The sequence below is a fragment of the Amycolatopsis sp. NBC_00345 genome (genome assembly GCF_036116635.1).
Lineage (GTDB): Bacteria > Actinomycetota > Actinomycetes > Mycobacteriales > Pseudonocardiaceae > Amycolatopsis.
The window spans coordinates 9,804,518-9,819,335 of sequence record NZ_CP107995.1; the positions used below are offsets into that span (position 1 = coordinate 9,804,518).

A 14,818-nucleotide genomic window follows, 5' to 3' on the forward strand; every position below is an offset into this window, starting at 1 on the left:
TTCAGTCGTCGTCTCCGCGCGTGCCTTTTTCAGTTTTTGAGGGGGAAAAAGCCGCCTGGCTTGTGACCTGGCGGCGGATGACGCGGAGAGTGCGCATGAACGACAATCGGTCGGGATCGACATCGGCTTCGTCGGCAGCCCGGCACATGAGCGCCCGTATGCTGTAGTGAGTCAGCAGCAACGCCCATATTTCTTGCCTGACCATCTCCGGCGATTGAGACCTCAGCACTCGCCCTGGCCCGCGTTGATGAGTCTTGACCTCATCAAGCAGGCTTTCGTACTCCCAACGCTCACTATAGGCAGTAGCTAACTCGATAGCAGGTATGTCTTCAGGGTCGAGTATTGAGGTGATCAGGCGAATGGTGTCATGTTCCTCGGTTCGCTCACGGTCGGGAATCTCGTATTCGACGACACGCACCACCATGGCCTGAGTCGTGTGCGGCATGGCGCCGTCTCGGATCCGTGTGAGGATTTCCTTCTTGTGGTAGTTGCGTAATTTCGGCGGGAACACGGCCGAGAGGTAGGAACCGTCCGGCAGGACACGCGCGACCGGCAGCAGAAGATTCGACTTCACCCGCCACAGGGCATCGGCGCCGGTCTCGAGCGTCTCCTGCCAGGCAGGGAAGCTGTAGAAGCTGCGGTCGGCGGTGATGAGCATGTCTGCCTCGAATGAGCGGGTCAGCTCCTTGGCCAGGGTAGTCTCTCCGGCAGGCGCACCGCCAAGCGCGGCATCGACGAGGACATGTGAGCCGCATTCGCCAAGCCCGACGACTCGCACGATCGGGTAGGCACTCGCATTCGGACCGTTGTTGGACCGATTAAACTCGGCGACGTTGGCCGCGGTGTCCGGAATATTCAACGTGCACCCGTCAATCGACATCAACCGCCACGATCTCAGCCATGCGCCTTTCGTGCCCGGACCCGCCACCGGAACCGCTATATCCTCGAACAACTCCCGCAACGGCTCGGCGCCCAAACGCCGCCGAGCCTGAGTGATCGCCGAGGTCGAAGGAACATGCCACGAATCCGACCACGATCTCATATCCTTCAAAGATCCCACGAGCTTACGCATCACTTCCTCGTAGTCATCATCGAAGAACAAGCACATCGCCATACAAAAACGAACCATCACATGGGCCGGCAGCAGTCGAGATCGCTGCTCGCGACGCCCAGTTCTATTCAGCACGTCTTCAATGAAATCTCTCGGCACCACATCAGACAAGACCCCCAGTGAAATCCGGTCCGTCAACCGAACGTCCGCTCCACCGTTTCCCAGCAATTTCACATGCCCAGTTCGACTCACCACTCAATACTACTCAATCCCGATACCCAAGGAAAGCAATTGCCAGGCGTGTTGCCCAATCATTTCCACTGCGCAGACACCCTTAACTTAGTGGTATTGGACGCATCCGGCGCACACGCACACCGACGTGATCGGTATGCCCCTGGTCGAGAAGTTCGACTCGTTCGACGTCACCGACGACGAGGACCCGGAGATGGGCGCGAAGCTCGCCGACCTGAACCGGCGACGGTACGAAAACGACCCGGAGCTGGCCGCGCTGGTGAGCAAGCAGCCGCAGGCCTGACCGGGTTCAGCCGGACGTCGAGCGCAGCACCGCGCCCAGCCGTTGAGCGAATTCGCGAGCCTGCGGCTGGGCCAGCCTCGCCGCGGTGATGCGAAACCCCGGTGACGCCGTGCTCGCCGGGGTCAGGAACGGGGCGCCGTCCCGGACCGACCAGCCCGCATCGCGGAGAGCGGCCACCGTCGCGGCCGAACCGTGCGGCGTCGGGACCCAGACGTTGAAACCGTCAGTGGGGAACGGGGTTTCCACACCTTCCGCCGCCAGCTCGGCGCGAAGCGTGTCCACGCGCTCGGCGTAGGCGCGGCGGGCGCGGTCGAACTGCTTGGCCGCTGCGTCCGATTCGAGCAGCTCGACGACGAGCTGTTGCAGCAGCCGGCTCACCCAGGTCGCGCCGGGGCGCAGCCGGGTGCCGAGCCGCTCGCTCGTGTCCGGATCGGACGCCACCACCGCGACGCGCAGGTCCGGGCCGAGGAACTTCGCCACCGACCGCACCAGCGCCCACCGCCCAGCCGTGTCGGGCGTGGCCCGGTGATAGGGGTGACGGGAGATCGCGGAGAAGTGGTCGTCCTCGATCACCAGCACGTGCGGGTAGCGCGCCAGCACCGAACGGATCTCCCGCGCGCGCTCGGCGGTGAGGCTGACGCCGGTGGGGCTGTGCACCCGGGGGGTGATGATCACGGCGCGCGCACCGGCGTCCAATGTGGAGCGCAGGGCCACCGGATCCAGGCCCTCGGCGTCCACCGGAACGGGCGCGGCGCGGAAACCGTTGAGCCGCACGGTGCCCGAGCTGGCGTAGAAACACGGGTCCTCCAGCGCGACGAGGTCGCCCCGGGTCAGGTGCGCGACGAGCAGCCGTTCGACGGCGTCGACCGCGCCATGCGTCACGGACACCTCGAACGGCGCGCCGACCTCCGGCGTGAACGTCGTGCGCGCCCACTGCGCCAAGCGCGGCTCCACAGCCAGGCTCCCGTACATCTGCGGGTGGTAGTCGAGCTTGGCCAACGCGGCGGCGATGTCCGGCAGCAGCGCCGGATCGGGGTTGCCGCTGGAGAGGTCGACCAGCTCGGTGTTCGCGGCCGCCTCCCCGTCCAGCCGGGGGAGTGAGGCGACGACCGTGCCACGGCGGCCCCGGGTTTCGGCCACCCCGGCGGCGACGAGCATGCGGTAGGCCGCGGCCACGGTGTTGCGGTGCACCCCGAGCTCCGTGGCCAGTTCGCGGATCGGCGGGACCAGGTCACCCGGCCGCAGACGACCGGTGCCGACCAGGTTGCGCACGCTCTCGGAGATCTCTCCCGCCGTCGCCCCGCTGATCGGCGCGCGTTCCGCGGCCTGGTTCGTCACCGGCCCAGTATGGCACGTGACAGAACCGTCTTCGGCGCGTACGGTGTTTGTCACGTGACAAACTGCGCCGACCGCGAGGGAGAAGTACATGTACCTGCCCAAGCAGTTCGAGGTGTCCGATGAGGACACCGCGGCCCTGCTGAGCAAGGGCGGATTCGGCCACCTGGTCACCCCCGCCCCGGACGGCTCGCTGGAGGTGACCTCGCTGCCGCTGCTCTACGACGCGGAGAGCCACTCGCTCGTCGGCCACCTGGCGCGGCCGAATCCCCAATGGCGTTACACCGGGCGCGACACCGCCGAGGCCGAGTCGGTGGCGATCATCCCGGGCGTGGACGCGTACGTGACACCGTCCTACTACCCCAGCAAGCAGGAGACCCAGAAGGCCGTCCCGACCTGGAACTACGAAGCCCTCTGCGTCCACGGCCGGCTGCAGGCGCACGACGACCGCGACTGGCTGCGCGAGCACGTCAGCCGGCTGACCGACAACCACGAGAGCGGCCGCTCGGCCCCGTGGCAGGTCTCCGACGCCCCGGAGCGGTTCATCACGTCGCAGCTCAAGGGAATCGTCGGGATCCAGCTGTCGATCACCCGCGTGGTGGCGAAGGCGAAGCTGAACCAGAACCGCACCGCCGCCGACCGCACCGGGGTCGTCCGCGGGCTGGAGCAGGGCACGAGCTCGGAGCAGGAGACCGCGGCCCGTATGGTCGCCATGGGGCTGGACAACGGATGACCGGCCTGTTCACCGGGCTCAGCGCGTTCCCGCTCACGCCGATGACCGAGCAGCGGATCGACGAGGCGGCCTTTACGGGGCTCGTCGCGCGGCTCCATCAGGCCAATGTGGACTCCATCGGCGCACTGGGCTCGACCGGCAGCTACGCCTATCTCACCGCCGCCGAACGCCACCGGGTCGCGGAGCTGGCGGTCCAGGCCGCCGACGGCACCCCGGTGATGATCGGCATCGGCGCGCTGCGCACCGCGGAAGTGCTGCGGCACGCCGAAAACGCCCAGAACGCCGGCGCGAGCGCGGTGCTCCTCCCACCGATGTCGTACCAGCCGCTCACCGACGACGAGGTGTACCAGCTCTACGCCGACGTGACCGCGGAGCTCTCAGTTCCGCTCTGCGTCTACGACTACCCTGGTACCACACACTTTTCGTTCAGCGACGAACTGCACAGCCGCATCGCCGCGCTCCCGAACGTGGCCTCGATCAAGATCCCGCCGACCCTCGCGGACCCGGCTGCGGCGCGCGAGCGCGTGGACCGCCTGCGCCGGGTCATCCCGGACACGGTCGCGATCGGGGTCAGCGGGGACGCCTCCGCCGCCGGCGGGCTGCTCGCCGGCGCCGACCTCTGGTACAGCGTGCTGGGCGGGGTATGGCCTGAACCGTGCCTCGCCCTCACGCGCGCCGCGCAACGGGGACGAAGCGCGGAGGTAGACCCGTCAGCGAATGGCGGAAACGCTATCAATCATGTCGTTTCCGCACCTGATGTGACGGCTGGCCGCCGCCGTAAGTTCGTTGTGCGCCGGGAAACCGGCGGTGCTTACGCGAGGAGTGGTCAGATGAAAGTCGGCCGATCGAGGGGATCATCCACCGGTATCGGTGCGGATCGCGCGATCCGCGGGCACCCGCCCGCCCGTGGGGCAGCCCTGTGATGAATTAGTCGACACTGTGTCGATACTAATGGACACGGTGTAGAGTCGGTGGCATGACAACACGAACCTTCTTGATCACCGGCGCCAGCAGTGGTCTCGGCCGCGCCTTCGCCGAGGGCGCCCTGGAAGCCGGGCACACCGTCGTCGGCACCGTGCGCAGGGCTGAGGACTTGGAAAAGTTCGAGGCGCTCGCTCCCGGACGCGCCCACGCGCGGCAGCTCGACGTGACTGACGACAAGGCGGTTTTCGCCGTCGTGGACGAGGTCGAGAAGAGCGTCGGCCCGATCGACGTCGTGATCGCCAACGCCGGATACGGCCATGAAGGGGTCTTCGAGGAGTCCCCGATGTCCGAGCTGCGCGCGCAGTTCGACACCAACGTGTTCGGTGTGGCGGCGACTGTGCACGCGGTGCTGCCGGGGATGCGGAAGCGACGCTCGGGGCACATTTTCGCGGTCAGCTCGATGGGCGGGTTGATGACGGTTCCGGGGCTGGCGTACTACCACGGCAGCAAGTACGCGGTCGAGGGCATGCTCGAGACCCTGGCCAAAGAGGTTTCCGGCTTCGGCGTGCGCGTGACCATCATCGAGCCAGGCTCGTTCCGCACCGACTGGGCCGGCCGCTCGATGGTCCGCAGCGATCGGTCCATCGAGGACTACGACGAGCTGTTCGAGCCGATCCGCGCCGCCCGGCAGGCGGCCAGCGGCAACCAGCTGGGCAATCCCGCCAAGGCCGCCGAGGCGGTACTGAAGGTGATCGACGCGGAGAAGCCGCCGGTGCACCTGGTGCTCGGCTCCGACGCCTTGCGCCTGGTGGGCAACGGCCGGGCCGCGGTCACCGCGGAGATCGAGGCGTGGGACGAGCTGTCCCGGTCCACCGACTTCGCCGACGGTCACCAGATCGGGTCGAACTGACCGTGGCGGGCACGGCCGGGCGGTTGTGGGCGCTGGCGGGAGCGACCCTGACCATGGCCCGCGGCGACCTGATGACGGGAGGCACCGGGGTCGTCCGGATCCCGGTGCCCACCTTCCTCGTCGAACACGCCGGGGGCCTGGTGCTGCTCGACACCGGGCTGGCACCGGCCGCCGCCGGCGATCCGGCCGGCCACTACCCCGACCTGGGCGAGCTGTTGCTCATCGACTACCCGCCGGAGCGGACGGTCGAAGCGGGCCTGTCGGCACTGGGTTTCCGATGCTCCGACGTCACCCACGTCGTGCTGTCGCACGGTCACTTCGACCACACCGGCGGGCTGGGCCTGTTCGCGCACGCGAGGCTCTACCGCGGAGCCGGTGAGCTCCAGCACGTCCGGGAGCACGCGAACGATCCGGTGCGGGCGTACCGGATCGACGACTTCGCCGGACTGGAGACCGCGGACTGGATCGAGTTCCACGACGACCTCGACGTCTTCGGCGACGGTGCCGTGCGCATCCTGCACGCCCCGGGGCACACCCCCGGTAACGCCGCGCTGCTGGTGAAGCTGCCGACCCGGTCGATCCTGCTCACCGCGGACACCGTCCACTTGCGACAGGCGTGGCACGACGAGGTGGCGATGCCCATGGATCCCGATCACCCCCGCGCGCGGGCGTCCATCCGCCGGCTGAAGGAGATCGCCGCGGCCACGGGCGCCGAGGTGTGGATCCCGCACGACCCGGACGACTGGCGTGGCTTCGGCGCGCCCGGTTGCTATCGCTGACTACTAGTAAGGTTCCCTGGGCCTTGGGAGGTGTGCTGATGCATGAAACGGCGAAGGCGGTTCGCCGGCGGTCCGCGGCGCCGTCGAAGGGAGACTTGCGGGAGCAGCAGATTCTCGAGGTTCTCGCCGGCCTCTTGGCCGACAAGAGCTTCGACGCCCTCACGATCAACGACATCGCCGCCGGCGCGGGGATTTCCCGTGCTTCGACGTACTTCTACTTCGGCTCGAAGCAGGACGCGCTGGTGGCCCTCTTCGCCAACACCGTCGAATCATTGCGGGAGAAGTCCCGCGCGGCGGCGGAAGACTCCGCGGCTCCCCAGGAAACGATCGCGATGGTGATGGCGCGTACCCGCGATCGCTGGCTGGAACACGGTCTGATCATGCGGGTCGCGATCGACCAGTCTTCGGCCATTCCCGAGCTGGACGCCTTGTGGGCGGAGACCGCGGAGATCTTCATCGAGGCGATCGCCGCGATCCTGGTGCGGGCCGGCGTCGAGTCCGGTGACGGTCCGGCCGGCGCCGCGGCCCTGGCGCGCGCGTTGTGCTGGATGGTCGAGCGGTCCTTTTACCACGCGTCGGCCGTATCGCCGGAGAAGCTCCGCGAGGCGTCCGAAACCTGCGTCGAGGTGTGGCTCCGGGTGGCGGGGCTTGACCACTGACGCAGCCGACCCGGATTTCGCCGGTGCCACCGTGTTTACCTGAGGGCGCCGGTCCGAACGCCAGCCTTCGCTTGACCTGCTCGCTCAGCTCGGCCACAACGTCCGCACGGCGTCGGGGAATCCGGCCACCCCGTCCGGGCCGAGCAGGGCCAGGTTGAACAGGAAGCCGGGCAGGATCGACAGGATCACCTGGGCGAGGGCCTCCGCGGACGTCCCGGTCCACGCGCCGGCGCGCTGCCGCTCACGGACAAGCGCGGCCACGTCCTCGCTCATGACGACGGTCGCCGCCTTCAGCCGCTCGGCCAGTGCCGCGTCGCGCAGGGCCTCGGACCAGACCATCAGCGCCATCACGGCCAGCTGCCGGTCTCGGTGCCGTTCGGTCACCGCTTCGATCAGCTCCGCCATCACCTGGCCGGTTCCGCGGCCGTCTTCGCCGCGGGCCAGCGCGGTGTGCAGGACCTCGGCGACGTCGTGGAGGTTCTGGTCGGCGACGCCCACGATCATGTCCTCCTTCTTGGGGAAGTACCGGTAGACGGCGCCCGCGGACTTGCCGGCCTCGGCGAACACGTCCTGCATGGACGTGCGGTGGAAACCGTTGCGGACGAAGCACCGGCGTGCCGCCGCGAGGATCTCCGCACGCTGATCGTCCTTGTACTGCTGGCTCACCCGCGGCATTGGCTGCCCGTCCTCACCTGGTTGACATCCGTTGGGCTCGAGCTTATATTCAAACAAAAGCGGACGTCCGTCCTCTTTTAGCGCCCTACTCGAGGAGACGGAGCCTTGTCATGCCGATGACCCCCGTTCCGGATGTCACCCTGACCCCGGTCGCGTACTTCCCCGAGAAGTACTTCCTGGAGAACCTCGCCGTCCGCGCCGACGGCTCGGTGCTGATCACCGCCGTGCTCCAGAAGGAGCTCTGGATCGTGCCGGGCACCCGCGGATCCGCGGTGGTCAGCCCGGTTCTGGTGCACCGCTTCGACCACATGGTCACCGGGATCGCCGAAGCCGAGCCCGACGTTTTCGTGGTCAGCCTGACCGAGGGCTACACCACCCACGAGTCGCACCTGGTGCGGATCGACCTCAACGGCTGGACGCCCGGTGAGCCGGTGCGCCCGGAGACCGTCTTCACCTTCGACGACCGGGTCCGGGCGCTCAACGGCAGCTGCCTGCTCGGCCCCGGTGTGCTGGCCGTCGCCGACTGTTTCGCCGGCCTGATCTGGCGCGTCGACCTGGGCGACGGTGCGCGGAGCGCGACTGCCCGGGTCTGGCTGGCCCACGACACCATGGCCGACGACCCGGACGGCGAGGTCGCGCCGCCCCCGCAGCCGGGTGTCAACGGCGTCCGCTACAGCCCGCGAACCGGGTACCTCTACTACACGTCCACCGCGCAGAAGGTTTTCATGCGCGTCCCGGTGGACCCGGCCACGCTCGATCCCGCCGGTGGCCCCGAATTCGTCGCGGCGATCGACAACGCCGACGACTTCTGCGTCGACGAGAACGCCGGGTTCGCCTATGTCACCCGGCATCGCGCCAACACACTCGACCGGGTCCCGCTGGCCCCGCGCCATGGCAGCGAAGTCCGCCACCTCGCCGGCGACCCGCTCGACGAGGCCCTGGTCGGGCCCTCCAGCGCCGCCTGGGGCCGTGGTCCCGGCGAGCACGGCCGGGTGGCCTACGTGACCACCGACGGCGGGACCACCGCCCCGCCCGACGGAATCGTGCGAAACGCCATGCTGCTGCGCGTCGAACTGCACCCACGGGCCGAATCGTGAACCGGTTGGGCCGGCGTGGCCGCTGCCCCTGATCACCGATGTCAGACTGGTTGTCCGGTAACCGGATGACGCGATCGGCGCGCTGGAGGGTGAAAGGTGATGTCCGAGGGTCGGCTCTTCGACTGGTTTCCGCAGGCCGTGGTCTTCGACTGCGACGGCCTGCTCATGGATACCGAGCCGTGCTGGACGGTGGCGGAGACGGAGCTCTTCGCCCGGCGTGGCCTTCCGTTCGGGCCGGAGCAGAAGGCACTGGTCATCGGGAAGTCGGTCGAGGCGGCGGCCGGCGCCATGGCCGAGGTGTTCGGGGAACCCGGAACCGGGGCGACGATCGCGGTCGAGCTACTGGGCCTGGTGACCGAGGTCGTGGCAGCCAAGGCCGAAGCGATGCCCGGTGCCCGCGCGCTGGTCGAGCTGGCCGCGGCCGCGGTGCCGATCGCCGTGGCGAGCAATTCGCCTCGTGCGCTGCTCGAGGCCGCGCTGGCGCGGGGCGGTTTGGCGGACGCCTTTCCGGTGAGCGTGGCGGCGGACGAGGTGGAATCACCCAAGCCCGATCCTGAAATGTATCTGACGTCCTGCGCTCGGCTGGGTGTCGCGCCCGCGGACGCGCTCGCGTTCGAGGATTCGATGACCGGCTTGCGGTCCGCCCGCGGGGCGGGCGTGCCGGTGGTCGGAGTCCCGACGCTGTCGCACGCCGACTTCCCGGCCGACGTCGTCGTTCCGTCACTGCGCGATGAGGAACTGCTGTCCTGGGTACGACGATGGCGGCGGTGAACGGGAACCGGATTCATTCGAAGCTCTGCTAGCTTGACTGCTGTTCGCAGACTCCGGGGGCCTTCTGTGTTGTTCCGACGTGGCGTCGTGCCCTCGGCCGGTCGTTTTTTCTTACCATGATCCAGGGGAGATCGAGTGAAAAAGATCCGAAGATTCGCGATGGTCGGCGGCACGATCACGGCGCTGGTCGTGGCCCCGTTCGCCGCCGTACCAGCTTCGGCATCACCACACACGACGATCACCGAGCTGCCCGCCCTGACCAAGGGCACAGTCGGTGAGGCGCGCGCGGTCAACGACGCCGGACAGGCGGCCGGCAAGTCGTTCACACCCGACGGCGCCGCGCACGCGGTGCGCTGGAACGCCGACGGCTCCATAACCGATCTCGGTGCTCCGTTCGGAGTGGACTGGAGCGAGGCCTGGGGGATCAACGGCAGCGGTGTGGTCGTCGGCAGCCACGACGGCGACGGTCACCGCAACCCGACCCGCTGGGCTCCCGACGGCACGGCGAGCACGCTCGGACTGCCGGTCGGCGCGGTGGGCGGCGAAGCGCGAGCGGTCAACGACGCGGGGGTGATCGTCGGCTGGACCCAGGTCGACGGCAAGGACCACGCCGTGCGGTGGGACCCGGACGGCGCGGTCACCGATCTCGGCCCCGGCACCGGCGGGCAGCGCAGTGACGCGTGGGGCATCAACAACGACGGTGTGATCGTGGGCGACGCGGACGGCCCGGGGGTGGCGATCGGCGAGGCCGTGCGCTGGAACACCGACGGCACGGTCACCCGCCTCGGCACCCTGCAGGGCAACGGCCAGGGTTACAGCACCCCCAGCGGCATCAGCAAAAGCGGAACTGTCGTCGGGTATTCCAGCGGCGCCGACGGATACACCCACCCGGTGACCTGGACGGCCGCCGGCACGATCAGGGAACTCCCCGCTTTGCCAGGGGCCGCCAAAGCGGACGGCTACGCCTACGCGATCAACGCCGACGGCACCATCGTCGGAGAAGCCCAGGCCGCCGACTTCTACCGGACCGCGGTGCGGTGGTCCCCCGACGGCAGCGTCACCGACCTGCGCTTCCTGCCCGACCGGGCCGGCGGGCTCGCCCGCGGGATCAACACCGCCGGCGTGATCGTCGGTGACTCCACCGGCATCGCGACGCGGTGGACCGACTGACCACACTCGGAAGTGGTGGGCCGGGGGAACGATTCCTCCGGCCCATTCCGTCGTCGCCATCGGCAGAGCCGTCCCCATCGGCAGAGTCGTGCGCACCGCGCCGAGTGCGGCCGCACGTTCCACACCGCCGCCGTGGTGAGGTGGATCCACCAGCGGATGCCCGGCGCGGCTCACCGGACGCTCCCCGCGACCGCCGGAAAGACTTGGCGGACCTCGGTGAACAACACCCCGTGCCGGCCATAACCGAAGGTGACAGCGGCCGACCAGAGTGCGTCAAAGGCTGCGCGCAGCGGATCCGGTTCACGGGCGGAGAACAGTGCCGGAAACGCCATCGCCTGCTGCAGGCAGTTGTCGTGTCTGCCGTCAGGCGAGGTCGCTGTCGTCCGAGGGACCCGTTCGTCGGTGAGCAGGAGATCCCAGGCCTGCCGGTCGTCGTCGAATAGCGAAGGCAGGGCCTCACCCCGGTCCATCGCGGCCAACGCGGGGGCGATCCACTCGACCTCCGTCAGCTGGGCCTCGACGAAGGCGCGCCTGGTCACCCAGCGGGCGATCGCGCGTTGGGTGACCGGGTCCGTCTCCGCGAGAGCATCGACGAGAGGCCGGTCCAGCCTCGCCACACTCAGTGCGTTGCCCAGCTGCCGCAGCCGTTCGCTGGGCAGGCTCCCGCCCCACTCACGCTCCTCCGCCTTCAGACGTGCCTCCGCGCGCACCCGCTCTCGTTCCTGAAGCGCTTGGCGCTTGGCCGCAGCTTTCTCTTCAGGGGACGGGGGTGGTGGCTGTTCCCTGGCGTTTCGGTGCCAGTAGGCGGCGGTCGCGCTGGTCTGCTTGACCACCCTGTCCGGCTCCGGCGGGCCCGGCCAGAACTGGAGGAGGTAGCGGTCGAGCTCGCGCTCTTCGCCCTCCGGGATGCCCAGGGTGTGCGCCTCGTCCATCCGCGTTCCGCAGTAGCGGACCCGATAGTCGGTCTCCAGCAGGTCGAGCGGCCAGACCCCCGAGCCGCCCCAGCCGACGAGCGAGGCTTCGCCCGCGGGGCGGAACGACACCTCGACTATCTCCTCCCAGGTCTCGTCCAGCGGCGGGGGCTTGTCATGCAGCTCCACGGAAAAGCCGACGTAGCCGGAGTTCAGGCCGGTGACCAGGAACAGGGCGCCCGGTATCGCGCCGCCGCACAGCCCGTTCTGCTGGCCGCCGAAACTGCCGGGCACCTCCGCGAACTCGCGCCCGCTCTGGACGTAGATCTGCCCGTAGTCGACCGGCACGTCGCCGCTCACCAGTGTCCGCATAACCGCTCCTCCTCGATCGGTAGCCGTTGGGGACATCATCGCGCGGGGCACCGACAAAAAATGTCCGTGCCGGCGTGCGTGCCCGGCCCGGCCGCCGGGTGAGAGCCGGGTTGCCGCGCCTCCACCGGGTCTGCCCTCGTGGACGGGGCCGGCCGGTCATCCGGGCAGCCCTCCGGTCCGCCGCCACCCCCGCGCAACGCCGTTGTGGTGCCTCACGTCCCTTGATCAGAGCTGACCAAACTGCCGTAGAAGGGTTGCCGGATATGGGATTCACCGCGATGAAGTCGATGAAGCTGGCCATGGTGGGCGGCGCGCTCGCCGCGACCGCGCTTCTTTCCGCCTGCAGCGGGAACAATGCCGCCGCGAACGGTTCTCCGGTGAAGAACGCTTCGGACGCGTCCGCGGCCCGGGCGGGGCATGGCGCGGCCGGCGGCGGGGGATCGAACAGCGATGGGAAGGGCTCGGACGGCGACGTCAACTGCAGCGCCCAGGGCGGCCAGGTCGGCCCTCCCGGTGGCCCGCGGGTGGACCTGATCGCGGACCAGTCGACCGGGGGCACGATCCCGGGCTGCACCGAGGCGTTCAACGTGATCACCGAGTACTACGCGAAGGCCCCGACCGAAGGTGAGGGCCCGGGCCGCCGGGTGCTGGACATCCAGGGGACCTGGAAGTGCGCCTTGGCGCCGGAGCCGGAGGGCAGCCAGGGCGCCGTGTTCTGCGGGAAGCAGGACGACCCCGACTCCAACATCGAGACCAGGCCGAGTACGACCGCCGGGCAGGCGCCGTCGCAAGAGCCGGCGCGCCGGTTCCCGAACACCACGCAGAACGTGCACTTCACCGGCTACGACACCGCCACGAACATGGCCCGGTTCCAGCTGATCCAGTGGCAGGCGGGCGGCCCCGACAACGGCCACTACGTGGATGTCCCCGGTGACACCAAGACCTACCGGCTGCCGCTGGACGCCCGCGGCGAGGTGTTCAGCGCGGCCAGCCTGTGCCCGGGTGATTCGGTCACTGTGGACAGTCGCAACCGCGGCACCACGCCGTGCACCCCGCGGCAGCTGCAGCAGTCGCTGGCCACCGGCGGCAACATGCCGTTCGCCGAAATCCACGTGGACGGCAACGACCGCATCACCATGGCCAAGGAGATCTACCACCCGTGACCGCCGGGCGGCTGTCCACAAAGGCTACCCGGCGTCGAGGAACAGCTTGGTGTGCTTGACGAACAGCTCGGGGTACTGGAAGTGGGCGCCGTGGTTGGCGTCGGGGTAGAGGATGAGCTGCACGTCGGGGGCGTGCTGCTGGAGCAGGTAGGAGTTGACGGTGGGGATGATGATGTCGTTGTTGCCGTTGACAACCAGGGCCGGCTGGCGCAGCCCCTTCAGGTGCGCGTAGGTCTCGTCCTTGGCCGCGCCGTAGGCGGCGATGGCGGCGGTCTGCGCTTGGATCGTGTCCATCGAGACGCCGGCATCGCGGTCCGTGCGGGCCATGATGCGCGTCAGGAAGGCACGGCCGGCGGCCTGGCTCGTTTCAGAGGGGGAGAACAGGATCGGCAGCCACATCTCCTCCTGGTGCTCGTAGGTCTTGGAAAACAGCGCCCGGGTTTCCGGCGGGGCTTCGCCGATGCCCTCGCCGCCGCGCGGCCCGGTGCCGACCAGGACGAGCCGGCGCGCGAGCTCGGGCCGGTCGAACGCCACCTGCTGGGCGACCAGGCCGCCCATCGAATGGGCCAGCAGGTCGACGGTGCCGAGGCCGAGGGCGTCGATGAACGCCTCGGTGTCGAGAGCGGTCTGCTCGATCGTGTCCGGAGTGGTGCCGGTGGAGGAGGCGACACCGGCGTTGTTGAACAGGATGACCTCGCGCTCAAGAGCGAACGCGTCGGTCAACGCCGGGTCGTGGTCGTCGAGGTTGCCCATGAAGTGCTGGATGAAGACCAGCGGAACACCGCCGGTGGCACCGAATCGGCGATAGGCGAAGCGGATACCGTTCGCCTCGACGAACTCGGTCGGAACGGTGTTGTGCGTGTACGTGGTCATGATTGCCTTTCGGGTGAACAGAAAGCGGGTTCAGATGGCGGTCCGGCCGCCGTCGGCGGCGACCGTGGCGCCGGTGACGTAGGCGGCGGCGGGGGAGGCCAGGAACGTGATCACCTGGGCGATCTCGTCGGCCTGAGCCGCCCGGCCGAGCGGCGTGGTGGCCCCGAGCGCCTCGATGCGTTCCGGATCGGCGGCGGTGAACACCGGGCCGGGAGCGACGGCGTTGACCCGCACGCCGCTGGGGCTGAACTCGGCCGCCCACGCACGGGTCATGGCCGTGAGCGTCGCCTTCGTGCCCCCGTAGGCGGCGCCGCCGGCGAGGCCGACCGTGCCCGCCATGCTGGCGACGTTGACGATGCTGCCGCCGCCGTTCGCCGCCATCCGGGGCGCGAGTGCCGCGACCAGGAAGTACGGCGCCCGCACGTTGGCGTCGAACAGCGCGTCGTAGGTGGCGACGTCCAGGTCGGCGGTGGGGCCGAACCAGGAGAAACCGGCGTTGTTGACGAGCACGCCGACCTCGCCGGCCTCGTCGGCGAGACGGCGGATCTCGGCCGGGTCGGACAGGTCGGCCGCGATGAAACGCGCCTTTCCGCCCGCTCGCGTGATCTCGGCGACGACCTGCTCGCCCCGATCCGCGTCGCGGCCGTGCACGATGACTTCGGCGCCTTCCCGGGCCAGCTGCACGGCGGTGGCCCGCCCGATGCCGGAGGTGCCGCCGGTGACGAGGGCGATCCGGCCGTCCAGGCCGGGCTGAGTGCTGGTCATGGCGTGCTCCCTACCGAGTTCGCTGGCGTTGTCCAGCTGAAGTGAGCGTCCCGCCGCGCCGGCTCCCTGGCACCGCATGAACGTGTGATCCCTCG

16 protein-coding genes are annotated in these 14,818 nt (G+C 69.1%); 10 read left to right on the forward strand and 6 right to left on the reverse strand.

Going from position 1 to position 14,818, the window contains the following annotated elements; translation table 11 throughout:
• Nucleotide 1: 1 nt before the first annotated feature.
• A complete protein-coding gene (locus tag OG943_RS44795) occupies nt 2–1,285 on the reverse strand; it encodes an IS4 family transposase (RefSeq protein WP_442874781.1) in 1,284 nt (427 codons plus the stop codon).
• Nucleotides 1,286–1,430: 145 nt separating this feature from the next.
• Between OG943_RS44795 and OG943_RS44800 the strand changes: the two genes are divergently transcribed.
• On the forward strand, nt 1,431–1,586 hold the full coding sequence (locus tag OG943_RS44800) for a hypothetical protein (protein WP_328606938.1): 156 nt from the start codon (nt 1,431–1,433) through the stop codon (nt 1,584–1,586).
• A 6-nt stretch (nt 1,587–1,592) separates the two neighbouring features.
• On the opposite strand, the gene OG943_RS44805 is transcribed toward OG943_RS44800, so the two are convergent.
• Nucleotides 1,593–2,924, reverse strand: a complete 1,332-nt coding sequence (locus tag OG943_RS44805; protein WP_328606939.1) for an aminotransferase class I/II-fold pyridoxal phosphate-dependent enzyme — start codon at nt 2,922–2,924, stop codon at nt 1,593–1,595.
• An 88-nt stretch (nt 2,925–3,012) separates the two neighbouring features.
• Between OG943_RS44805 and OG943_RS44810 the strand changes: the two genes are divergently transcribed.
• Genes OG943_RS44810 through OG943_RS44830 form a run of 5 tightly spaced genes read left to right on the forward strand, consistent with a single transcriptional unit; the run spans nt 3,013 to nt 6,926 of the window.
• Nucleotides 3,013–3,654 (forward strand): FMN-binding negative transcriptional regulator, encoded by a 642-nt coding sequence (locus OG943_RS44810; protein WP_328606940.1) that lies wholly within the window; start codon nt 3,013–3,015, stop codon nt 3,652–3,654.
• The gene (locus tag OG943_RS44815) at nt 3,651–4,577 is read left to right on the forward strand and encodes a dihydrodipicolinate synthase family protein (RefSeq protein WP_328606941.1); all 927 of its coding nucleotides are present in this window, start codon (nt 3,651–3,653) and stop codon (nt 4,575–4,577) included. The genes OG943_RS44810 and OG943_RS44815 overlap by 4 nt, the downstream gene beginning before the upstream one ends.
• A gap of 53 nt (nt 4,578–4,630) precedes the next feature.
• Nucleotides 4,631–5,488, forward strand: a complete 858-nt coding sequence (locus tag OG943_RS44820) for an oxidoreductase (RefSeq protein ID WP_328606942.1) — start codon at nt 4,631–4,633, stop codon at nt 5,486–5,488.
• 2 nt (nt 5,489–5,490) lie between these two features.
• The gene (locus tag OG943_RS44825) at nt 5,491–6,267 is read left to right on the forward strand and encodes an N-acyl homoserine lactonase family protein (RefSeq protein ID WP_328606943.1); all 777 of its coding nucleotides are present in this window, start codon (nt 5,491–5,493) and stop codon (nt 6,265–6,267) included.
• 38 nt (nt 6,268–6,305) lie between these two features.
• The gene (locus tag OG943_RS44830) at nt 6,306–6,926 is read left to right on the forward strand and encodes a TetR/AcrR family transcriptional regulator (RefSeq protein ID WP_328606944.1); all 621 of its coding nucleotides are present in this window, start codon (nt 6,306–6,308) and stop codon (nt 6,924–6,926) included.
• 84 nt (nt 6,927–7,010) lie between these two features.
• Here OG943_RS44830 and OG943_RS44835 read toward each other — a convergent pair whose 3' ends face one another.
• Nucleotides 7,011–7,601 carry a TetR/AcrR family transcriptional regulator gene (locus tag OG943_RS44835; protein ID WP_328606945.1) on the reverse strand — a complete coding sequence of 197 codons (591 nt, stop codon included), beginning with the start codon at nt 7,599–7,601 and terminating at the stop codon, nt 7,011–7,013.
• A gap of 110 nt (nt 7,602–7,711) precedes the next feature.
• Between OG943_RS44835 and OG943_RS44840 the strand changes: the two genes are divergently transcribed.
• The 3 genes from OG943_RS44840 to OG943_RS44850 all read left to right on the forward strand — a co-directional run bounded on the left by OG943_RS44840 (nt 7,712) and on the right by OG943_RS44850 (nt 10,639).
• Nucleotides 7,712–8,698 (forward strand): hypothetical protein, encoded by a 987-nt coding sequence (locus OG943_RS44840; RefSeq protein WP_328606946.1) that lies wholly within the window; start codon nt 7,712–7,714, stop codon nt 8,696–8,698.
• A 99-nt stretch (nt 8,699–8,797) separates the two neighbouring features.
• Nucleotides 8,798–9,469, forward strand: coding sequence for an HAD family hydrolase (locus OG943_RS44845; protein ID WP_328606947.1), 672 nt, complete (start codon nt 8,798–8,800; stop codon nt 9,467–9,469).
• A gap of 135 nt (nt 9,470–9,604) precedes the next feature.
• On the forward strand, nt 9,605–10,639 hold the full coding sequence (locus OG943_RS44850; protein ID WP_328606948.1) for a hypothetical protein: 1,035 nt from the start codon (nt 9,605–9,607) through the stop codon (nt 10,637–10,639).
• 170 nt (nt 10,640–10,809) lie between these two features.
• Here the strand turns inward: OG943_RS44850 and OG943_RS44855 are convergent, their stop codons facing one another.
• Nucleotides 10,810–11,910, reverse strand: a complete 1,101-nt coding sequence (locus OG943_RS44855; protein WP_328606949.1) for a hypothetical protein — start codon at nt 11,908–11,910, stop codon at nt 10,810–10,812.
• Nucleotides 11,911–12,185: 275 nt separating this feature from the next.
• Between OG943_RS44855 and OG943_RS44860 the strand changes: the two genes are divergently transcribed.
• Nucleotides 12,186–13,085: a hypothetical protein gene (locus OG943_RS44860; protein WP_328606950.1), complete on the forward strand. Its 900-nt coding sequence runs from the start codon at nt 12,186–12,188 to the stop codon at nt 13,083–13,085.
• 24 nt (nt 13,086–13,109) lie between these two features.
• Here the strand turns inward: OG943_RS44860 and OG943_RS44865 are convergent, their stop codons facing one another.
• Nucleotides 13,110–13,958, reverse strand: a complete 849-nt coding sequence (locus tag OG943_RS44865; RefSeq protein ID WP_328606951.1) for an alpha/beta fold hydrolase — start codon at nt 13,956–13,958, stop codon at nt 13,110–13,112.
• Between the two features lie 30 nt (nt 13,959–13,988).
• Nucleotides 13,989–14,723: an SDR family NAD(P)-dependent oxidoreductase gene (locus OG943_RS44870; RefSeq protein WP_328606952.1), complete on the reverse strand. Its 735-nt coding sequence runs from the start codon at nt 14,721–14,723 to the stop codon at nt 13,989–13,991.
• Nucleotides 14,724–14,818 lie beyond the last annotated feature (95 nt).